Source organism: Actinoplanes sp. NBRC 101535, from assembly GCF_030269225.1.
GTDB lineage: Bacteria > Actinomycetota > Actinomycetes > Mycobacteriales > Micromonosporaceae > Actinoplanes > Actinoplanes rectilineatus.
Genome location: NZ_BSSY01000004.1, coordinates 508,872 through 528,866, shown reverse-complemented (window position 1 = coordinate 528,866; position 19,995 = coordinate 508,872). Strand labels below are relative to the sequence as shown.

At 70.4% G+C, this 19,995-nt stretch carries 18 protein-coding genes; 9 read left to right on the top strand and 9 right to left on the bottom strand.

Annotated features, from left to right (window positions below; genetic code table 11):
• Positions 1 to 54: 54 nt before the first annotated feature.
• On the bottom strand, positions 55 to 1,056 hold the full coding sequence (locus tag QSK32_RS14370) for an alpha/beta hydrolase (RefSeq protein ID WP_211275242.1): 1,002 nt from the start codon (positions 1,054 to 1,056) through the stop codon (positions 55 to 57).
• 190 nt (positions 1,057 to 1,246) lie between these two features.
• Here QSK32_RS14370 and QSK32_RS14365 point away from each other — a divergent pair, with 190 nt between their 5' ends.
• The 5 genes from QSK32_RS14365 (at position 1,247) to QSK32_RS14345 (ending at position 8,667) form a co-directional block, all read left to right on the top strand.
• Positions 1,247 to 2,395: a GDSL-type esterase/lipase family protein gene (locus QSK32_RS14365; RefSeq protein ID WP_285472192.1), complete on the top strand. Its 1,149-nt coding sequence runs from the start codon at positions 1,247 to 1,249 to the stop codon at positions 2,393 to 2,395.
• Between the two features lie 96 nt (positions 2,396 to 2,491).
• Complete coding sequence (locus QSK32_RS14360) at positions 2,492 to 2,668, top strand: hypothetical protein (protein ID WP_285472191.1); 177 nt, start codon at positions 2,492 to 2,494, stop codon at positions 2,666 to 2,668.
• A gap of 23 nt (positions 2,669 to 2,691) precedes the next feature.
• Positions 2,692 to 3,063, top strand: coding sequence for a hypothetical protein (locus QSK32_RS14355; protein WP_285472190.1), 372 nt, complete (start codon positions 2,692 to 2,694; stop codon positions 3,061 to 3,063).
• A gap of 176 nt (positions 3,064 to 3,239) precedes the next feature.
• Complete coding sequence (locus QSK32_RS14350) at positions 3,240 to 6,035, top strand: AbfB domain-containing protein (protein ID WP_285472189.1); 2,796 nt, start codon at positions 3,240 to 3,242, stop codon at positions 6,033 to 6,035.
• 139 nt (positions 6,036 to 6,174) lie between these two features.
• Positions 6,175 to 8,667, top strand: coding sequence for a glycoside hydrolase family 94 protein (locus QSK32_RS14345; protein ID WP_285472188.1), 2,493 nt, complete (start codon positions 6,175 to 6,177; stop codon positions 8,665 to 8,667).
• Between the two features lie 105 nt (positions 8,668 to 8,772).
• Here the strand turns inward: QSK32_RS14345 and QSK32_RS14340 are convergent, their stop codons facing one another.
• Entirely contained in the window at positions 8,773 to 9,429 is a 657-nt protein-coding gene (locus QSK32_RS14340; protein WP_045739618.1) for a hypothetical protein, read from the bottom strand.
• 195 nt (positions 9,430 to 9,624) lie between these two features.
• On the opposite strand from QSK32_RS14340, the gene QSK32_RS14335 reads away from it, so the two are divergent.
• The 3 genes from QSK32_RS14335 to QSK32_RS14325 all read left to right on the top strand — a co-directional run bounded on the left by QSK32_RS14335 (position 9,625) and on the right by QSK32_RS14325 (position 11,578).
• Entirely contained in the window at positions 9,625 to 10,341 is a 717-nt protein-coding gene (locus QSK32_RS14335) for a TetR/AcrR family transcriptional regulator (protein ID WP_083448703.1), read from the top strand.
• 186 nt (positions 10,342 to 10,527) lie between these two features.
• Positions 10,528 to 11,142 carry a DUF6230 family protein gene (locus QSK32_RS14330; RefSeq protein WP_052720043.1) on the top strand — a complete coding sequence of 205 codons (615 nt, stop codon included), beginning with the start codon at positions 10,528 to 10,530 and terminating at the stop codon, positions 11,140 to 11,142.
• A 4-nt stretch (positions 11,143 to 11,146) separates the two neighbouring features.
• Positions 11,147 to 11,578 (top strand): DUF6114 domain-containing protein, encoded by a 432-nt coding sequence (locus QSK32_RS14325; protein WP_063775447.1) that lies wholly within the window; start codon positions 11,147 to 11,149, stop codon positions 11,576 to 11,578.
• Positions 11,579 to 11,616: 38 nt separating this feature from the next.
• On the opposite strand, the gene QSK32_RS14320 is transcribed toward QSK32_RS14325, so the two are convergent.
• From QSK32_RS14320 to QSK32_RS14300, 5 genes are read right to left on the bottom strand one after another with little or no spacing between them, the layout of a single operon-like run.
• Positions 11,617 to 12,354 carry an SDR family NAD(P)-dependent oxidoreductase gene (locus QSK32_RS14320; protein ID WP_045739621.1) on the bottom strand — a complete coding sequence of 246 codons (738 nt, stop codon included), beginning with the start codon at positions 12,352 to 12,354 and terminating at the stop codon, positions 11,617 to 11,619.
• Positions 12,345 to 13,616 (bottom strand): enolase C-terminal domain-like protein, encoded by a 1,272-nt coding sequence (locus tag QSK32_RS14315; protein WP_045739622.1) that lies wholly within the window; start codon positions 13,614 to 13,616, stop codon positions 12,345 to 12,347. The genes QSK32_RS14320 and QSK32_RS14315 overlap by 10 nt, the downstream gene beginning before the upstream one ends.
• Positions 13,613 to 14,437: a fumarylacetoacetate hydrolase family protein gene (locus QSK32_RS14310; protein ID WP_285472187.1), complete on the bottom strand. Its 825-nt coding sequence runs from the start codon at positions 14,435 to 14,437 to the stop codon at positions 13,613 to 13,615. Before QSK32_RS14310 ends, QSK32_RS14315 begins: the two co-directional genes overlap by 4 nt.
• A complete protein-coding gene (locus QSK32_RS14305; protein ID WP_285472186.1) occupies positions 14,434 to 15,237 on the bottom strand; it encodes an amidohydrolase family protein in 804 nt (267 codons plus the stop codon). The genes QSK32_RS14310 and QSK32_RS14305 overlap by 4 nt, the downstream gene beginning before the upstream one ends.
• On the bottom strand, positions 15,234 to 16,220 hold the full coding sequence (locus tag QSK32_RS14300) for an aldo/keto reductase (protein ID WP_285472185.1): 987 nt from the start codon (positions 16,218 to 16,220) through the stop codon (positions 15,234 to 15,236). Before QSK32_RS14300 ends, QSK32_RS14305 begins: the two co-directional genes overlap by 4 nt.
• Before the next feature lie 75 nt (positions 16,221 to 16,295).
• Between QSK32_RS14300 and QSK32_RS14295 the strand changes: the two genes are divergently transcribed.
• Positions 16,296 to 16,949, top strand: a complete 654-nt coding sequence (locus tag QSK32_RS14295) for a GntR family transcriptional regulator (RefSeq protein ID WP_045739626.1) — start codon at positions 16,296 to 16,298, stop codon at positions 16,947 to 16,949.
• Between the two features lie 792 nt (positions 16,950 to 17,741).
• Here QSK32_RS14295 and QSK32_RS14290 read toward each other — a convergent pair.
• Both QSK32_RS14290 and QSK32_RS14285 read right to left on the bottom strand, forming a co-directional pair.
• Positions 17,742 to 18,839, bottom strand: coding sequence for a cation diffusion facilitator family transporter (locus QSK32_RS14290; RefSeq protein ID WP_285472184.1), 1,098 nt, complete (start codon positions 18,837 to 18,839; stop codon positions 17,742 to 17,744).
• Between the two features lie 71 nt (positions 18,840 to 18,910).
• Positions 18,911 to 19,957 carry an LLM class flavin-dependent oxidoreductase gene (locus tag QSK32_RS14285; protein WP_285472183.1) on the bottom strand — a complete coding sequence of 349 codons (1,047 nt, stop codon included), beginning with the start codon at positions 19,955 to 19,957 and terminating at the stop codon, positions 18,911 to 18,913.
• Positions 19,958 to 19,995 lie beyond the last annotated feature (38 nt).

Sequence of the window (19,995 nt, the reverse complement as noted above, 5' to 3'; positions counted from 1 at the left end):
CATTGTTGTGTGAGTAGCGATGGCCCGGGGCTTCGGCTCCGGGCCATCGCGTGTTCAGTCGCCGTTGGTGAACAGCGCCAGCCAGGACTGGGCGGCCTGGATGTGTTCCCGGCTCACCGCGGCGTTCGGCGCCCAGCCCTCGAAGCCGTGCGGGGCGCCCGCGACGGTGTGCACCACGGCCGGCACCCCGGCGTCGCGCAGGCGTCGCGCGTACGCCAGGCACTCGTCGTGGAACAGGTCGACGTCGCCGACGCCGATCCACGCCGGGGGCAGCCCGCTGAGATCCTCCCGGCGGGCCGGGGACGCGTGCTCCGGAACGTCCGGCCCGCCCGGCTCGTACCCCAGATAGGCCGCCCAGGCGTAGTGGTTGAGCCGGTTGTTCCACACCAGATGACCGAGGTCGTCCAGGTCCCGGCGGGCCGCGGTGCGGTCGTCGAGCATCGGGCAGAACAGCCACTGCGCCACCGGCCGCACCCCGCCCTCGTCGTGCAGGAGCTGCACCAGTCCGGCAGCCAGATTGCCGCCCGCGCTGGCACCGCCGACGATCACCCGGTCCGGATCGACGCCCAGGCGGGGCGCATGCTTCTGCAGCCAGGTCCAGGCCGTCCGTCCGTCGTCGAGACCGCGGGGGTACGGGTGACGCGGCGCCAACCGGTAATCCACGCTGATCACGACCGTGCCCAGTTCGGCGGCGGTGGCCCCGCAGAGCCGGTCGTCCTGGGAGGCGCGCCCGATCACGTGGCCGCCGCCGTGGAACCAGAGCACCGCGGCGTCCGAACGCTGCCGGGCCGGCCGGTGCACCCGGATTCCCGGCGTCCCGCGCACGGCCTGCTCGATCGACACCCCGGGGGTCCGGACGGTCGGCATCAGGCGGACGGCCGTCTGCGCCGCCCAGCGGACCGCTGCCCGCTGGATCGGGGGAACCCGCACCCGGCGGGCCGCCCGGCGCAGCTCGGGATGGATCCGGTCCGGATCGATGGTGCCCTCCGTGGTCGCTCGTCGCGCCGGTGAACCCCGGCCGGTGACCTGGCCACTACTGATCTTGAAGGGATTCACGGGCACAGTGTGTCTGAAAACGGTCACTCTTTCGTGGCGGCGCGCTGCCGATCGTCAACTCCAGTACAGCCGTCCGGTTGTTGTCCTGCCCGCTTTTGCCCCGGATCATCGGAAACGATGCTGGTGGATCGCGGTTGTTAACCTGCGGCTCCCGGCGGAGATGCGGCCGGTACGCACGCGGGGAGAACTGGTGGCGGATCGTCGGACCTTCATCCGGGCAGGTGGCGCGCTCGCCGCGACGATGGCGGTGACCGGCGCGACGCCGCCGTCGGTGGCCCGGGCCGGTGCCGGACTCGGGCTGCCCCTGCTGACATGGCACGCCGCCCTCGCCGACCGGCGATACGCCCCCGCCGTGATCGCCGTCATCGGCTCGTCCAGCAGCGAGGGCGTCGGCGTCACCGGGTACGACCGGGGATACGTCCCGGTCCTCGCCCAGAACCTGCGCACCCGGTTCCCGGTGCCCGGCGCGGCCGGCGGCGACAACTACACGGCGGCGTGGGGCCGGCCCGGCCGCGGATACACCTGGCCGGTGACCGGGTCCGGTGGCACCCCGGGCGCGAAGGCCGGCTGGGGGATGAAGACGCTCACCCTGACGGCCGCCGGGCAGACCGTGTCGCACCGGTTCACCGGCACCGGCGTCCAGGTGTGGCACTCGGCGCAGCCCGGCGGCGGTACCTTCGCGGTCGCCGTCGACGGCGTGACGGTGGCCGCCGCGGTCACCACCGGCGCTCCCCTCGCCGACCGGGACGCCACCTGGTCGTCCGGGCCGCTCCCGGCCGGGGCCCACACCGTCACGGTCACCTGCCTGACCCCCGGCGTCGAACTGCACGGCTTCGCCACCTTCGACGGCGACGAGAGCCGCGGCATCCAGATCTACAACGGCGGCCACGGCGGCTTCACCAGCGGCGACTTCGCCCGGGGCGCCGACGCGTGGGCGCCCCGCCTGGCCTCGATCCGCCCCCACCTGGTCCTGCTCCAGCTGGGCGTCAACGACTGGCGCTCCGGTGTCCCCGCCGCGACTATTAAGGCCGACCTGCGCTCGATCATCGCCACCGTCCGCGAGAACACCCCGACCGACCCGTCGTTCGTCGTCTACGGCTCACCGCGGGTCGCCCCGACCGCGAAGGCCCAGGAGTACGCGTGGCTGAACAAGGCCTGGCGGGAGGTCGCCACCGAGGACGAGCGGGGCGCGGTCGCCTTCTTCGACCTGTCCACCCGGCAGCCCGCCCCGTCACAGGACAACACGCTGCGCTTCTACAACGACGACCTGGTCCACATGACCGACCGCGGCGCCGCCTTCACCGCCGATGCCCTCACCGCTTTCCTCTCTCCCACCTGACCGGGTGTACGGGCATGGACATCTGTCATCGCCCCCGGGCGTGATCCGGTTCCTTCAACCTGTACCCGGCCCCGGCCACCTGGTTACGCTCGGACGATGGAGCAGGACACCAGCCCCGGCGTGACCTTGGAAGAGATCCACGCGCGGATGGGCATCGCCGTCACCGCCGAGGGCAAGGCCCGCGCACGGCGACGGCTCGAGGACGCCGACACTCGCCGCGACCACGACGCTCGCGCGGCTTTCCTGGCACAGCTCCGCACCCGCTCGGCGTGACCCGGGAACGCACGATTCGGCTCGTGCTCGATACGTCCGCCATCGCGGCGTGGGTTCGCGGTTCCCTGTCCGTCGGCGAACTCCTCGCCGAGGTCGACGAGGAGGGCGGCGCGGTGCTCGTGCCGCTCTGGTGCCTGGTGGAGGCGGGGCATCACACGGCCACCGTCGACCGGGAGCGTCTGGAACTGCTGCTCGCCCACCCCGCCACCTTTCTGATCACCGACGACGCCGCTGACTGGGAGCTGCTGATTCCGTTGCGGGCTCTGACCGGCAGGGCGGACTGCACGTCGGCGGCGATGCTGGCGCTGGACGCGGGCGTGGACGTGATGACCCGGGACGCCCGCTGGTACGAGCGGGTGGCCGGCGGCGGTCTCGCGCTGGAGTTCGAGGACTGACCGGGGGCGCTGCTGTACGGCGTACCCGTGAAGGAAGGTCTGGGGGTTGGTTCCGGGAACTGTTCGGAGTCTTGACAGATGACGAATGTCGATGGGTGAATGTGTGCGACCCGAGTGTTTCCCCAGCATTCCGGCTCGATTTCCTTCCTTCGCGTCCCGTCCTTCGAAGGAGTCCGATGCGCCGCACCCTCGCCCGTGTCCTGGCCGCTCTCAGCATCGCCGCCGTTGGTGTGGTGGCCGCGGCCGCACCAGCCACGGCGGTCGAACCGAAGACGCCGCCGCTCACCACGCCCTGGACCGGTCAGGTCTCCACCACGAACCCGCTTCCGGAGTATCCGCGGCCGCAGATGACCCGGCCCGACTGGCAGTCGCTGAACGGCGAATGGCAGTTCCTCAATCCGGCCGTCGGCGCGGGCGGCGCGGTGGACCGCAATGCGGCGCCGCCGATCGGGCAGACGCTTCCGGAACGCATCCTGGTGCCCTACCCGGTGGAGTCCGCGCTCTCCGGGATCATGCGCAACGACAACCGGGACCTGATGTTCTACCGGCGGACGTTCACCGTCCCGTCCGGATGGGCCGGGCGGCGGGTGCAGCTGCACTTCGGCGCGGTCGACTACGAGGCCACGGTCTGGGTCAACGGTGTCCAGGTGACCACCCACCGGGGCGGCTACGACCGGTTCGAGGTGGACGTCACGCCGCAGCTCAACGGCGGCACCAACGAGATCGTGGTGCGGGTGTACGACCCGACCGACGGCCGCGGCGAGAAGCAGCCGGTCGGCAAGCAGACGAACAGTCCCAGCGGCATCTTCTACACGCCGACGTCGGGCATCTGGCAGACGGTGTGGCTGGAGCCGACCCCGGCGTCGTCGATCTACTCGGTCGACATCTATCCGGATCTGGCCGCGGGAAACGTGCGGGTGCGGGTGTTCACCCGCGGCGACGTCAGTGGGCACAGCGTGCTGGCCTCGGCGGTGTCCGGGACGACGGTGGTGGGCAGCGCGGTCGGCGGGTTCACCGAGTTCCGGGTGCCGGTGCCGAACGCGCGACTCTGGTCACCCGATGACCCGTTCCTCTATGACTTGAGGGTGTCTCTGCGGAATTCCGGTGGAGTGGCGGTCGATGAGGTGACCGGCTACTTCGGGATGCGCGAGGTCGGCACCAAGGTCGTCAACGGCGTGCTGCGGCCCACCCTCAACGGCGAGTTCGTCTTCCAGGCCGGCACCCTCGACCAGGGCTTCTGGCCGGACGGGCTGTACACCGCGCCGACCGATGCGGCCCGCGCCTTCGACATCCAGAAGCACAAGGACCTGGGCTTCAACATGGTCCGCAAGCACATCAAGGTGGAACCGGCCCGCTGGTACTACTGGGCGGACCGCCTCGGCCTGCTGGTCTGGCAGGACATCCCGTCCACGCCGCCGTTCGACGCGAACCGGACGGCCGCGCAGATCGCCCAGTTCGAGACCGAGGCCCGCGAGATCATCGACGAGCACCGGTTCTCCCCGGCGGTGATCACGTACGTGCCGTTCAACGAGGGCTGGGGCGAGTGGAACCTGGCCGACACGCAGCGGGTCACCACTTCTTTGAAATCCTATGATCCGACACGGCTGGTCAACGCGCACAGCGGCTTCAACTGCTGCGCGTCGAAGGGCGACCCGGGCACCGGCGACATGATCGACTGGCATGTCTACACCGGGCCGGACGCGCCGTCGCCGTCAGGCACGCGGGTGTCGATCCTGGGCGAGTTCGGTGGGCTCGGGCTGCGGACGCCGGGACACGAGTACAGCCCGGACGGGCAGTACTTCGCCTACGAGCAGATGGCGAGCGCGGCGCAGCTCAACGACCGGTTCACCGGCATGATCCGGGACTCGCAGCGGCTGATGACCGGCAAGGGCCTGTCCGGTTTCGTGTACACCGAGATCACCGATGTGGAGGGCGAGTACAACGGCCTGTTCACGTACGACCGGCAGGTCCAGAAGGTCGACACGGCACAGGTGCGGACGGCCCTGACGAACCTGATCCGGGCGTCCCGCAACGAGAACGCCGCCGTGCCGCTGAGCCTCGGGCACGTACGGTCGTTCCAGGTCACCACGGCCGGCTACACGGACCGGTTCCTGCGGCATCAGGACTCGCTGGCGCGTACCGACGTGATCAGTGGAGATCTCGCCCGGCAGGACGCGTCGTTCCGGACGGTCGCCGGGCTCGCCGACCCGCGCTGCTACTCCTTCGAGTCGGTCAACCTTCCGGGCCGGTTCCTGCGGCACGCCTCGGGACGGGTCCGGCTCGACGCGGACACCGGCGGCACGTTCGCCGCCGACGCCACCTGGTGTACGCGTGCCGGACTGGCCGCCGGCGGCATCTCGCTGGCGTCGTTCAACCATCCGGGGCAGTACCTGCGGCACCAGTCGGAGGCCGTGTACCTGGCGGCCCCGGACGGCTCCGCGTCCTTCGCGGCGGACGCGACCTGGAACCTGTCCGGGACGGCACAGTGGCGCAGCTCGGTGATCCTGCCGTTCGACGTGCGGCGGTCGCTGCAGGTCACCACCGGGAACTACACCGACCGGTACCTGCGGCACGCGGACAGTCTGGGGTGGACCGAGGTGGTGACCGCGTCCAGTAGTGCCCTTCTGAAGGGCGATGCGACGTTCACGCTGCGGCACGGTCTGGCCGACTCGTCCTGCTACTCGTTCGAATCGGTGAACTATCCGGGGCAGTATCTGCGGCACGCTTCCAGCCGGATCCGGTTGGCGGCGCCGGACTCCTCGGCGCTGTTCGCGGCGGACGCCACGTTCTGCACCCGGCCGGGGCTGAGCGGGGCCGGGGTGACGTTCGAGTCGTACAACTTCCCGGGCCGGTTCCTGCGGCACTTCGACGCGCAGGCGTGGATCGCGGCGGGCACGGGCAGCGGCTTCGACCGGCCGCTGACGCTCACCGCGGACAGCAGCTGGAACGTCGCCGCTCCCTGGGCGCCCTGACGGTTGCCGCCGCCGGGCTTTCGGGCCCTGATCGCCCGGCGGACCGGAAGCCTCTGGGGTGCAGGGCCGAAAGTTCCGGGCTTGAACCGAACTGTTCGACTGGTTCCCCGCACGTGTCCGATAGGTAAAATGGTCACGTTTGGGAGCGCTCCCAAGCACACTTCCACCCCGGGAGGACCTGTTGCGTTACGGGCACTTCGACGACGAGCAGCGCGAATATGTGATCGACCGGCCGGACACCCCGCTGCCGTGGATCAACTATCTGGGCACGGAGTCCTACTTCGGGATCATCTCGAACACCGCCGGTGGCTACTCGTTCTACCGCGACGCGCGGCTGCGCCGGCTGACCCGGTACCGCTACAACAACGCCCCTCTCGACGTCGGCGGGCGATATCTGTACGTCCGTGACGACGCGACCGGCGACTACTGGTCGCCGAGCTGGCAGCCGACACCGGAGCGCGACCTCGACGAGTACGAGTGCCGGCACGGCCTGTCCTACACGAAGATCACCGGGGCGCGTGGTGGCGTGCGGGCCGAGATGCTCTACTTCGCGCCGCTGGACGAGACGCTCGAGGTGTGGCGGGCCCGGATCACCAACACCCGGGACACCGCGGCCGAGTTGTCGCTGTTCTCCTCGGTCGAGTTCTGCCTGTGGGACGCGCAGGACGACGCGACCAACTACCAGCGGAACTTCAACACCGGCCAGGTCGAGGTGGTCGACGGGACGATCTACCACAAGACCGAGTACCGCGAGCGGCGCGACCACTTCGCCTACTTCGCGACAAATCGTGAAATATCGGGATTCGATACGCAGCGCGAAGCGTTTCTCGGCCCGTACCGCGGCTATGACCGCCCGGCCGCGGTGGAGACGGGTCAAGCGACCGACAGCATCGCCCACGGCTGGCAGCCGATCGGCTCCCATCACGTGAAAATCACGGTGAATCCGGGCGAGACCGAGGAGGTGCTCTTCGTTCTGGGCTACGCCGAGAACCCGAGAGACGCCAAGTTCGACCCGCCCGGCTCCCAGACGATCAACAAGGTGACCGTCGAACCCACCATCGACCGCTGGCTCGACCCGGCCACCGTCGAGCAGGGCTTCGCCGATCTCCGGGCCCACTGGGACGCGCTGCTCGGCACGGTCACCGTCACGACCCCGGACGACGACACCAACCGGATGGTCAACATCTGGAACGCGTACCAGAACATGGTCACGTTCAATCTGAGCCGCTCGACCAGCCTGTACGAGGCCGGCATCGGCCGCGGCATGGGATTCCGCGACTCCAACCAGGACCTTCTCGGATTCGTCCACATGATTCCGGCGCGGGCCAGGGAACGGATCCTGGACATCGCCGCGACCCAGAAGACGACCGGCGGCGCGTACCACCAATATCAACCACTCACGAAGCGCGGCAACAACGACATCGGCGAGGGTTTCAACGACGATCCGCTCTGGCTGATCCTGGGCGTGGCCGCCTACCTGAAGGAGACCGGCGACCAGTCGATCCTCGACGAGCCGGTCCCGTTCGACAACGCCGCCGGCTCCGAGGTGTCCCTCTATGAGCACCTGCGCCGTTCCCTGCGCTACACCCTGGACCGGCTCGGCCCGCACGGCCTGCCGCTGATCGGCCGCGCCGACTGGAACGACTGCCTCAACCTGAACTGTTTCTCCGACACTCCCGGCGAGCCGTTCCAGACCACCGAGAACGCCTCCGGCGGGGTGGCCGAGTCGGTCTTCATCGCCGGCCAGTTCGTGCTGGCCGCCAAGGAACTGGCCGGCATCGCCGCGCTGCGGGAGCAGGAGGGTGAGGCGGTCGTCTACCGGGCGGCCGCGGAGAAGATGTCCGGCACCATCGCCGAGCACGGCTGGGACGGCGCCTGGTTCCGGCGGGCCTACGACTTCCACGGCACGGTGATCGGGTCGGGGGAGAACGACGAGGGGCAGATCTTCGTCGAACCGCAGGGCATGTGTGTCCTCGGCGGGGTCGGTCTGGAGGACGGCCTGGCGGTGAAGGCGCTGGACAGCGTCGCCGCGCGGCTGGCCACCCCGCACGGCATCGTGCTGCAGCAGCCGGCCTACTCGAGCTACCGCATCGAACTCGGGGAGATCTCCTCGTACCCGCCGGGTTACAAGGAGAACGGCGGGATCTTCTGCCACACCAACCCTTGGATCATGATCGCCGAGACGATGGTGGGCAACGGTGACCGGGCGTTCGACTACTACCGGCGGATCAACCCGTCGGCGCGGGAGGACCTCGGCGAGGTGCACCGGTGCGAGCCCTACGTCTACGCCCAGATGATCGCCGGACGGGACGCGCCGACCCACGGCGAGGCCAAGAACTCCTGGTTGACCGGCACCGCGGCCTGGAACTTCGCGGCGATCACCCAGTGGATCCTGGGCCTGCGCCCCGACTTCGACGGCCTGCGCGTCGACCCGGTGCTGCCGGCCGACTGGACCGGCTTCACCGCGACCCGGCGGTTCCGCGGCGCCACCTACGAGATCACCGTCCGCAAACCGGCCGGGGTGCGGGGGCGGGTCACGCACCTTCTCGTCGAGGGTGAGCGGGTCGAGGGCTCGTTGGTCCCGCTCGCCACCGAGGGCGGCGTCGTCCGTGTCGAGGCGATAGTGGAATAGCCGCGGGCACGGCGGTCCCTCCCGGTCACGTGGCGGCGCGAGCCGGGAGGGGCGTCGATCCTCTTCGCGGTACGGGACTGCTTCGTCCCGTACCCGATGAGGGTCTCAGTTGACGAACACGGCAGCGCCGGAGGCGTCGGTGACCGGGGCGTACTTCGCGGTGAAGAAGACGTTGGCGCTGCACAGCGACGACCCGCTGGTCCGGTTGAACTGCTGGTTGCTGAACGCGATCGAGTTGTCGGCGTTGCTGCTGGTCCCGCTGATCGCGTTGTTGTTCGCCTGGAACACGCAGGTGATCGTGCCGAGCAGGGTCCGCAGCACCAGGGTCGCCTGGATCGGCGCCGCGGTGGTGCCGGAGACGGCGACCGTGCCGTCGCTGTCGATGGTGGTGGCGTAGGGCTGGTTGTTGATCGCCACGCTGTTGACGCCCAGCACACCGACGATGCCGCTGACCGTGCAGCCGGAGAGGCCGAGTGTGGCGGCGGCGGACGCGCTGCCCGGCGCGGCAGGGTTGTCGCCGACCGTGGCGCCCAGGCTGGAACCGGTGCAGCTCATGCCGGCGGTGCCGGTGGTGGCGTTGTAGAACGTGGCGTTGGTGCCGGTCGCCAGCGTGGACGAGATGGTGCTGCCGGTTGCGACCGCGGTGCCGCCGGCGCTGCCGGTGGTGAGGACGTTGCCGTCCGCGGCGAGGGCGGGGCCCGCGGTGAGCAGCGGCACCATGACGGCGGTGGTCAGGACGGCGGGGATCCAGTGCTTGCGCATGGGGAGACCTTCCGGAGAGCGGTGGGGACGCGGCGGGGAGGACACCACGCCGGCGCGAACCCGGTCGTCTCCGCAGGGGACCGGGGGTCGGGCGGAGGGTGACAAGCGCACCCCGGGCCCAGCACCATCGAGAGAGAAACCTGCCGATGTTCTAATCCCGACGGCGACCGGATGTCAAGACATTGGGGGATGACGATGAATGATCCGGCTTTCGCCACTCCGCTTCCCGGCTCCCGGGCCGGCCGCGATCCCGAACGGGCGATCAAGCGCGGCCCGCGCCGGGTCCCGGCCGAGGTGGTGGCGGCCACCCAGCGCGAACGCCTGTGGGACGCGCTGGTGCACACGGTGGCCGCGAAGGGCTACCCGAACGCCCGGGTCAGCGACATCTGCGCGGCGGCCGGAGTGACTCGTCCGGCGTTCTACGCGATCTTCGCCGGCAAGGAGGACGCGTTCCTGGACACCTACCGGCACGGCACCGCGGTGCTGCTGCGGATGATGGACGACGCGTACGCGGCCCGGCCGGACTGGCGGGCCGGCGCCCGTGCCGCGCTCGGTGTGCTACTGGACGTGCTGGCCAGTGTGCCCGCGTTCGCGACGATGGCGGTCGTGGAGATCGACGCCGCCGGCCCGGCCGCCCGCGCCGAGCGTGCCGCACTGCTGGAACGGTTCGCCCGGTTCTTCGCCGAGGCGCCCGCCCCGGACGGCGTGGTGGCCGCCGTGGTCGGGGGTGTCTACGCGACGATCTACGACTACGTGGCGAGTGGACGGCTCGCCGAACTCCCGGACGCCCGCCCGGTATTGAGTTTCTTCATGATGGCGCCATTTCTGGGACGCGACGCCGCCCTCGCCGAGCTGGCCGCCCCGGCCGTGTTCCCGCAGGCCAGCGCACCCTGCGCGGAGCCGGGCCGATAGTCGGACACCTCCGGGGTTTTTCACCACCCATCGAGGGCGGTCGCGGTCTTGACGATCGGGGTTACTGGGGCGTAACTTCGCCGAAATCATCGAGATGCTTCAATCGCGGGCGGTGGTCCGCGGCCCGCATCCGCAGTGCGGAGCCGAGGGACCACCGCGCCGACCGTCGCTGCAAGGAGTGCGCGCATGACCACCGTCTCCGTCACCGCAGGCCGGACACGCTGGCGCCGATTCGGCGTCATGATGTTCGGCGTCACCCTGGCGGCCCTCGGGCTGGTCCTGGTCACCGCCAAGGGTGTGCTCGCGGTGTCCTTCTCCATCTCCGGCATGCCCTTCACGGTCACCTCGCCCCGGCTCTACGGCGACGGGTTCGAGCAGTTCGCGACGCTCGATCACATGCCGGAGGGCAGCCCGAACGCGGACCCCGAGACCGGCCTCGAGAAACTGCTGATCGTCTCCGCGATCGACGACGCCAAGCTGTACGGCCTGTGCCAGGCGATCAACCTCGGCGGCACCAACCTGGTGATCCGCGCCGGCAGCGAGAGCAACCCGGTGACCGCCGACCGCCTGATCGTCGACTCCGACCTGATCACCGGTGACGCCGAGTTCAACAACATCTCGGTCGGTCAGGACGCCAGCACCCTGACCGAGGTGCCCGGCGTGACCGGTCCACTCGGCATGTTCAGCCAGCAGGCCGAGAGCGTGACCATCCGCAACCTCAAGCAGAACAACTACTCCACCACGGCGGCCACGTTCCGCCTGCCCAACCTGAACATGGGCTTCAAGTCGTCGGGCTGCTGAGCCGATGACGGGTTTCAAACACTGGCGCCGGGCCCGGCCGTTCTGGGGCGGGCTCCTCGTGCTGCTGGGCGGCGCCGAGATCATCCTGACCGTCTGGGCGCCGCTGCCGGTGGTGATGCACGTCGGGATGCAGAACTTCCTCGGCTACCTGATGCCGATCCTGATCCTGCTCAGCGGGCTGCTGCTGATGTTCCACCCGGTGCAGCGGGTGTTCTACTCGCTGCTCGCGATCATCCTGGCCTTCAGCTCGTGGATCACGTCGAACATGGGCGGATTCTTCATCGGCATGATCCTGGTGCTGGTCGGCGGCTCGCTGGCGTTCGCGTGGGCGCCGGTGGAGGAGGAGGTGGCCGTGCCGTCGGCGCCCTCGCCGGACCCGGATGATCACCACGAGGAGAAACCGTTCCCCATGGGGTTCACCGAGGAGGCTCGTTGAGGTGGTGCGGTGCCGGAGGACGTCCGGCACCGCCCTTTCTATCGGGGCAGGCGCAGCCCGGACATCCCGCCGTCGACGGCCAGTGACATCCCGGTGGTGGCCCCGGACGACGGGCTCGCCAGGTAGACGATCGCCGCGGCCACCTCGTCGGCGGTGACCAGCCGGCCGGTCGGCTGACGGGCGGCCAGCCGGGCCTTCTCGCCCGCCGGGTCGTCGGTCCGTGCCAGTAGCCGCGCCACCCACGGGGTGTCGACGGTTCCCGGTGCCACACAGCACACCCGGATCCCGTCGCCGACCAGGTCCGCCGCCATCGCCAGGGTGAGGGCGTGCACCGCGCCCTTCGACGCGGAATACAGTGCCCGCTGCACCAGGCCGGCCGTCGCCGCGATCGACGACAGGTTCACGATCACCGGGTGCGCGCTGCGCCGCAGGTACGGCAGGGCGGCCCGGCTGGCCCGGGCCACCCCGGTGACGTTCACGTCGAGGACACGCGTCCACTCCGCGTCGTCGTTGCCCTCCACCGGGCCGACCGCGCTGATCCCGGCACTGTTGATCAGGATGTCGATGCCGCCGAACCGGTCGGCCAGCTCGGCCATCGCGGCGTTCAGCGAGGACGCGTCGCTGACGTCGGCCCGGATGGCGAAACCGGGGGAGTGGCCCGGGTCCAGGTCGAGGATGCCGACCTCGGCGCCGGCGGTGGCGAGCCGGGCTGCGGTGGCGGCGCCGATGCCCGAGCCGCCGCCGGTGATCGCCGCTGTCAGGCCTTTCAGCTCCATGCCTCTCCTTCGGGGAACGCGTACCGCTTCAGGGACTCCGGGCGCATCTCGGTGGAGAAACCGGGCCGGGTGGGCGCGCGGTAGACACCGCCCTCGACGACGACCGGGTCGACGAAATGGTCGTGCAGGTGGTCGACGTACTCGATGACCCGGTCCTGGAGGCTTCCGGAGACGGCGACGTAGTCGAAGAAGGACAGGTGCTGGACCGCCTCGCAGAGTCCGACGCCGCCGGCGTGCGGGCAGACCGGCTTGCCGAACTTGGCGGCCAGCAGCAGGATCGCGATGTTCTCGTTGACGCCGGCCACCCGGCAGGCGTCGAGTTGGACGAAGTCGACGGCGTCGGCCTGCAGCAGTTGTTTGAAGACGACCCGGTTGGCGACGTGTTCGCCGGTCGCGACCCGGATGCCGGCCGGCTGGAGGGCGCGGCGGATGGCGGCGTGGCCGAGGATGTCGTCGGGGCTGGTCGGTTCCTCGATCCACCACGGGTCGTACGGGGCGAGCGCGGTCATCCAGTCGACGGCCTGCCCGACGTCCCAGCGCTGGTTGGCGTCGACGGCGATCCGGATGCCGGGGCCGACGGCTTCGCGGGCCCGGGCGAAACGGCGGATGTCGTCGTCGAGGTCGGCGCCGACCTTCAGTTTGATCTGCCGGAATCCGTCGTCGACGGCCTGCCGTGCGAGCCGGGTGACCTTCTCGTCGTCGTAGCCGAGCCAGCCGGCGGACGTGGTGTAGGCCGGGTACCCGACCTCTCGGATTCGTCGGATCCGTTCTCTGCGGCCGGAGGCGGCGGCGGTGAGGAGGTCGCGAGCCTCGTCCGGAGTCAGCGCGTCGGACAGGTAACGCCAATCAACCAAGTCGACAAGTTGATCGGGCGACATTTCCGATAAATGCTCCCAAAGCGGCAGTCCGGCCCGCCGTGCGGACAGGTCCCAGGCGGCGTTGACCAGTGCGGCCGCCGCCAGGTGCATGACGCCCTTCTCCGGCCCGAGCCAGCGGATCTGGGAATCGTGCACGAGCCGCCGATAGAAGTCGCCCAGGTCTGACAGATCCGCGTTCACGACCATCGGAGCCAGCGCGTCCAGGGCGGCCCGGACCACCTCGTTCCCCCGCCCGATGGTGAACGTGAACCCGTGCCCCTCAACCCCGTCATCGTCCTCGACCACCACGTAGGCCGCCGAGTAGTCCGGATCCGGGTTCATCGCGTCCGACCCGTCCAACTCCCGCGAGGTGGGGAACCGGACGTCATGGGTGCGGATCCTCATCCCGCCACCACGCTGCGCTGCCGGCCGAGCCCGTCGATCTCCAGCTCCACGACGTCCCCCGCCTTCAGGTAGGGGAACCGTCCGGACAACGCGACGCCTTCCGGCGTACCCGTGTTGATCAGATCTCCGGGGTCGAGAACGGTGAACTGGGACAGATGCCAGATCAGGAAACCCACGTCGAAGATCATGTCGGCGGTCGTGGAGTCCTGCCGGGGCGAGCCGTCGACCCACGACCGCAGGCGCAGCGGGAACGTGACCTCGTCCGGGCTGACCAGCCACGGCCCGAGCGGGTTGAACGTCTCGCACGACTTGCCCTTGGACCACTGTCCGCCGGACCGTTCCAGCTGGAAGTCCCGTTCGGACACATCGTTGGAGATCACGTACCCGGCGACGTGGTCCAGGGCCTCCTCCGGCGAGGACAGGTACCGGGCACGCTTCCCGATGACGACACCCAATTCCACTTCCCAGTCGGTACGCACCGCGTCGCGCGGCAGCACGATGTCGTCCTCCGGCCCGACGATCGTGTTCGGCGCCTTGTAGAAGAGGATCGGCTCCTTGGGCGGCGTGGCCCCCGACTCGGCCGCGTGTGCCGCGTAGTTCTGCCCGATGCAGAGCACCGCGCCCGGCCGGGCGATCGGCGGGCCGATCCGGCTGCCGTCCACCCCGGCCGGAGGCAGACCGTCCGGGTCGCCGTGGAAGCCGCCCCCGGCGAGGAAGGCGGCGTCGATGTCGGGGGTGACGGCCGACAGGTCGCGCAGTACCCCGTCGGCGTACAGCACCGGGCGTTCCTCGCCGGGCGGTCCGACGCGCAGATATCTCACAGGGGCTCCAATCCGTAGACCCGGGTGGCGGTGTCCCCGAAGACCGCCGCGGGGCGGCCGCCGAGAATCTCGGTCAGGGCGTCGATGACCTGCTCGTACGTGGCGACCAGTTCGCACACCGGCCAGTCGGAGCCGAACATCAGCCGGTCCGGCCCGAACAACTCCAGCGCGGTCTGGACCCAGGGGCGCAGCGCGTCGGCGGTCCAGTCCGGTCCGGCCTCGGTGACCAGGCCGGACAGCTTGGCGGTCACGTTCGGGCACTCAGCGATCGGGGCGATCATCGACCGCCAGACGGCGAGACCGTCCGGGTCGGCGATCGGTGGTTTGCCCAGGTGATCGAGGACGAAGCGCGCGTCGGGGAGTGCGGCGGCGGCGCGTGCCACCGAGGGCAGTTGGGGTGTCCGCACGACCAGTTCGTTGACCAGTCCGGCGGCGGCGACGGTGGCGAGTCCGGGATGCAGGTGATCCAGGAGGTCGTCGGGCCCGGCCTGGACCTGATCGCGGATGCCGACGAGCCATTCACTGTCCGGCAATGCTGATATATCGGATAAATCCGATAGTGACGCCCACCCGACCACTCCCGCAATCGCCGGAGTCGCGGCCGCCAACGACAGGAACCAAGCCGTCTCCGCCGACTCGCACCGCCCACCCTCGACCAGGATCGAAGCGTCCACCCCGGAGGCCGCCAGATGGGGGAGCAGATCGTCCACCCCGTAGTCGCGGCGAATGGGCTCCAACGACGGATCGGCCAGCCACGCGTAGTCCGCCGTCCAGAAATGCTGATGCGCGTCGACGATCACGGCACCGGAACCTCCGGGTCGAGCAGCCACGCCCCGACGAGATCCCGCCAGAGCTTGTCCGGGATCTCCACCGCCGCCATCGCCGCCGCGTCCGCCGCCTCGGCCGGGGACCGCATCCCGATCAGCACCGACGCCACCGCCGGATGCGCGAGCGGGAACTGCAGTGCCGCCGCCCGCAACGGCACCCCGTGCCGCGAGCAGATCCGGGCCATCGCCTGCGCCCGGGCGAGCACCCGCGACGGCGCCGGCCGGTAGTCGAACGTCGCCCCCGGCACCGGCGCCGCCAGCACCCCGGAGTTGTAGACCCCGCCGACGATCACCGAGATGCCCCGCCGCTCGCACTCCGGCAGCAGGTCGGCAAGCCCGGACTGATCCAACAGCGAATAGCGCCCGGCCAGCAGGAAACAGTCGAACTGCCCGGTCCGTGCGAACTCGGTCAGCATCGCCGACTGGTTCATCCCGGCGGAGACCGCGCCGATCGTGCCCTCGCGGCGCATCGCGGCCAGCGCCGGAAGCGCGCCGGCGACCACCTCGGCGTAGTGCTCGTCCGGGTCGTGCAGGTGCAGCACGTCCACCCGGTCCAGGCCCAGGCGCTCCAGGCTCTCGGCGTGCGAGGCACGGACGCCCTCGGCGGAGAAGTCCCAGGCGGTGACCGTGCGGGTCGGCTCGGCCCACATCCCGGACGGGTCGTGCGACCCGGCGACCAGCCGCCGCCCGACCTTGGTGGCCAGCGTGTAGTCGCCGCGGTCCCGCCCGCGCAGTGCGGCCCCGGCCCGCCGCTCGGACAGCCCCGCGCCGTAGAGCGGTGCGGTGTCGAACAGCCGCACCCCCTGCCGCCAGGCCTCGTCGATCGCGGTGACCGCCTCGACGTCGCCGACGGCCGCGTAGAGCCCGCCGATCGGGGCCAGGCCCATGCCGAGCCGGGTCACCGTGACATCGGTGCTGCCCAGCGGCACTCTTGCGAACGGGTCCACGAGCGGCATCCTTTCGTAGATCCTATAGGATCTACGAAACTGTTTAGCGTCTGTCGATGTCTCCGTCAACCCGGGGGTGGTGGCATGTCGGGGCCGATCCGCCGCTCCGTCCTCAGCGACGACGTCCACGAGTCGCTCAAATCCCTGATCCTCGAGCACCGTCTCGCCCCCGAGGAACGCCTCAACATCGACGCCCTCGCCCGCTCACTCGACGTCTCCCCGACCCCGGTCCGCGAGGCCCTGGCCCGCCTGGAGTCCGAGGGCCTGGTCCGCAAACGCCCCCTGGCCGGTTACACGGTCAGCCCGCTGCTCACCCGCGACGAGTTCACCGACATGTTCGACATGCGCCTGGTGCTGGAGTGCGCCGCCGCCCGCTGGGCCGCCACCCGCTCCTCCGCCGAGACCCGCGCGGCGCTCGTCACCGAGGCCGCCCTCCCGGTCCCGGTCGACACCACGTCACACACCCTGTTCACGACCATGGACGCCCGCTTCCACGACGCGATAGCCGAGGCCGCCGCGAACCCGCTGCTCCGCGAATCGGTCACCCGCCTGCACGCCCACCTGCACATCCACCGGTTGTACTTCCCCTACACCGAGACCGGCACCACCACGTCCGAGCACCGCGCCCTGGCCGCCGCCATCGCCGCCGCCGACCCCGACGCCGCCGAGGCAACCATGCGCCACCACCTCACCGAGGCCCGCCGCCGGCATTTGAGAGCCTTCGACGGGTACGCGTAAAGCCCCGTCCCGGCTTGCCGACATCCCCCACCCGCCCGTGCTGGCTCGATGCTCGTTCAGCGCGGCTCGTCGGCTGCCAACCGTCGCAGCCATAGCCGACGGCCCGATCGCCTCAGCCGTCGCCCGTGGTCGTTCCCCGTTGCTGGCGGAGCCGTGGACGACGGCTGAGTGACGTCGGGCCGTCACTCACGGTCCGTCCGCGTGCCGAAAACGACCCTGGACGGCGGCTGGGTGACCCTGAGCCGTCGCTGACGGCTGATTTCGGCCTCCCGGGCAGCCGTGATTGACGGCTTGGTCGGCACAGCCGTCGTTCACGGTCCACCTGCGCGCCGAAAACGACCACAGGCGACGGCCGGTGGCTCGGTAATGCCACTCAACTTGAGTCGATCATGATTCTGGCCAGGGGATCTGTCTCTTCCGGGCGCTTCGGACGTCGGCGCAGTTCAGCCACTCGGAGTCCCTGTGACCGCTGCCAAGATCAAACGGAGTGAACCGGACCGCCGTGCACGGTCTTTCGCTTGATCAGGCAGCTGTGGCCCACGGCCGGCGACTGCAGGCCGCTGTCAACGGTTGCACGGTGTCGCCGAGGAGCCCTGAAGACGCTGGATCGGTTTGCGGGCTCGGGCACCGGGCGCCCAACCGGTTCAACGACGACGGGATGCGGGCGGACGGGAGGGCCCTCGAGAAGGCGATCGCCACCCGCGCTGATCCCGGGCCGACGCTCGTCGCGAGACGCCTCGGTGTGGCGGACATCTGGTTGTGGAACGGCGGCTCCGACGTGGTGCAGCCCGGTCAGTGGGTGTGGGCATGGTGCCCGGCCGGGGTGCTGTCCGCATGGTGGTGGGCGTGATGTCCGGCCGGGGCGGGGCTGGTGTGGGCGAGGTCGGTGTGGGCCAGGGCGGCGTGGTGGGTGGGGCCCGGGTGGGTGCTGGGGTCGACGTGGACGGTGGCGGAGAGCAGCCGCGGGATGTCGTGGGTCAGGCGGTGTTCGGCCTCGGCGGCCAGCGCGTGGGCGGCCAGCAGCGACAGGTCGGCGTCGACGACGATGCCGGCCTCGGCGTGCAGGCGGTGGCCGATCCAGCGCAGGCGCAGGCCGGCCACGTCGCGGATGCCGGGCACCGCACGCAGGGCCGCCTCGGCCCGGTCGACCAGGGCGGGGTCGACCCGGTCCATCAGGCGGTGGTGGACCTCGCGGGCGGCGTCCTTCAGGACCAGGGTGATCGCCACCGTGATCAGGAGGCCGATCACCGGGTCGGCCCAGGTCCAGCCGAGCCAGGCGCCGGCGGCGGCCAGCACGACGGCCAGCGAGGTGAAGCCGTCGGTGCGGGCGTGCAGGCCGTCGGCGATCAGGGCGGCGGAGCCGATGCGGCGGCCGACCCGGATGCGATAGCGGGCGACCAGTTCGTTGCCGGCGAAACCGATGAGGCCGGCGGCGAAGACCCACGGCAGGTGGGTCATGGTCTGCGGGTTGAGCAGGCGGTCGACGGCGAACCAGGCGGAGGCCAGGGCGGACGCGGCGATCACCAGGACGATGACGACGCCGGCCAGGTCCTCGGCGCGGCCGAATCCGTAGGTGTAGGCGCGGGTGGCGGCGCGGCGGCCCAGCCAGAAGGCGACGCCGAGCGGGACGGCGGTCAGGGCGTCGGCGACGTTGTGCACGGTGTCGCCGAGCAGGGCCACCGACCCGGAGAGCGCCACGATCAGGGCCTGGGCGGCAGCGGTCACGCCGAGGACGGCCAGTGAGATCCACAGGGCGCGCATGCCCTCGTCGGAGGCTTCCAGGGCGGTGTCGACCTTGTCGGCGCTGTCGTGGGAGTGCGGCGTGACGAGGTGTCGTAGGCGATGTCCGAGTCCGTCGCCGTGATCATGCCCGTGCGAAGAGTCGTTCACTCGGCCACCATAGGCGACGGACTAGACGTGCGACAACGTTGCAAACGCCAATGAGCTGCAGAAACGTACAATCAGAAAGAGCGTAGGAGGGGCAGTAGGTCTCGACCTTGGCGTTGGATCTCAGGCAGGTACGGGGTGTCGGAGAGGACCAGGTGGCTGATGCCGAGCGCCTGGTACTTGCGCAGGGACGACGCGACGTCCTCGGCCGAGCCGACCAGCCACGTGGTGCCGGCGCCGCCCCCGCCGACCTTGCCGGGCGCGGTGTAGAGGTTGTCGTCGAGGACGTCGCCGCGGGCCGCCAGGTCGAGGAGCCGTTGCTGGCCGACGGCGGTGAACCGGTTCGGGTCGCGGGCGAATCGGCCCTGACCCTCGGCCATCAGGGCGACCCGTTCCTCGGCGGCGGCCCACGCCTGTTCGGCGGTGTCCCGGACGACGGTGGTGATCCGCAGGCCGAACTCCAGTGGCGCGTGTTCCCGGCCCAGCCGCGTGCTGAGGGTGCGCAGCCGGTCGATGCGTTCGGCGATGTCGTCGTAGGGTTCGCCCCAGAAGAGCTGCACGTCGGCCTCGGTGGCGGCCACCTTTTCGGCGGCGGGGGAGGCGCCGCCGAAGTAGAGGCGCGGTGGAGCCGCGAGGCGGGGCACGACGGTCGAGCCGGTCACCTGGAAGTACTCGCCCTGGTAGGTGACGTTCTCTTCGCGCCACAGCTTGCGCACGATCTGGAGGAACTCCCGGGTGCGGCCGTAGCGGGCGGCCTGGTCACCTTCGCTGTCGCCGTACGCGGCCAGGTCGTCCTTTCCGGACACGATGTTGACGAGGACGCGCCCGCCGCTGAGGTGGTGCAGGGTGGCGGCGGCGGAGGCGAAGTTGGCAGGCCGCCAGTACCCGGGGCGGACCGCGATCAGCGGCTGGAAGGTCGTGGTGCGCGCGGTCAGGGCGGTGGCCACGGTGAACGTGTCGGGGCGTCCCCAGCCGGTGCCGAGCAGGGCGCCGCCCCAGCCGTGTTCCTCCAGGGCGAGGGCCTGTTCGGTGAGGGTGTCGAGGCTGTTGTGCCCGTCGACGACGTCGTCACCGCGGTGGCCGGGCTGCGCCTGGTTGGGGATGTACCACAGTGGTTTCATTCGGCGTCTCCTATGTCGCAGGTCACATTCTAATCCTA

Coding starts and splice junctions, on each gene's coding strand:
- QSK32_RS14335 (WP_083448703.1), top strand. CDS start 9,625: ATGAATGATCCGGCTTTCGCCACTCCGCTTCCCGGCTCCCGGGCCGGC.
- QSK32_RS14285 (WP_285472183.1), bottom strand. CDS start 19,957: ATGAAACCACTGTGGTACATCCCCAACCAGGCGCAGCCCGGCCACCGC.
- QSK32_RS14300 (WP_285472185.1), bottom strand. CDS start 16,220: ATGCCGCTCGTGGACCCGTTCGCAAGAGTGCCGCTGGGCAGCACCGAT.
- QSK32_RS14350 (WP_285472189.1), top strand. CDS start 3,240: ATGCGCCGCACCCTCGCCCGTGTCCTGGCCGCTCTCAGCATCGCCGCC.
- QSK32_RS14295 (WP_045739626.1), top strand. CDS start 16,296: ATGTCGGGGCCGATCCGCCGCTCCGTCCTCAGCGACGACGTCCACGAG.
- QSK32_RS14325 (WP_063775447.1), top strand. CDS start 11,147: ATGACGGGTTTCAAACACTGGCGCCGGGCCCGGCCGTTCTGGGGCGGG.
- QSK32_RS14315 (WP_045739622.1), bottom strand. CDS start 13,616: ATGAGGATCCGCACCCATGACGTCCGGTTCCCCACCTCGCGGGAGTTG.
- QSK32_RS14360 (WP_285472191.1), top strand. CDS start 2,492: ATGGAGCAGGACACCAGCCCCGGCGTGACCTTGGAAGAGATCCACGCG.
- QSK32_RS14320 (WP_045739621.1), bottom strand. CDS start 12,354: ATGGAGCTGAAAGGCCTGACAGCGGCGATCACCGGCGGCGGCTCGGGC.
- QSK32_RS14330 (WP_052720043.1), top strand. CDS start 10,528: ATGACCACCGTCTCCGTCACCGCAGGCCGGACACGCTGGCGCCGATTC.
- QSK32_RS14340 (WP_045739618.1), bottom strand. CDS start 9,429: ATGCGCAAGCACTGGATCCCCGCCGTCCTGACCACCGCCGTCATGGTG.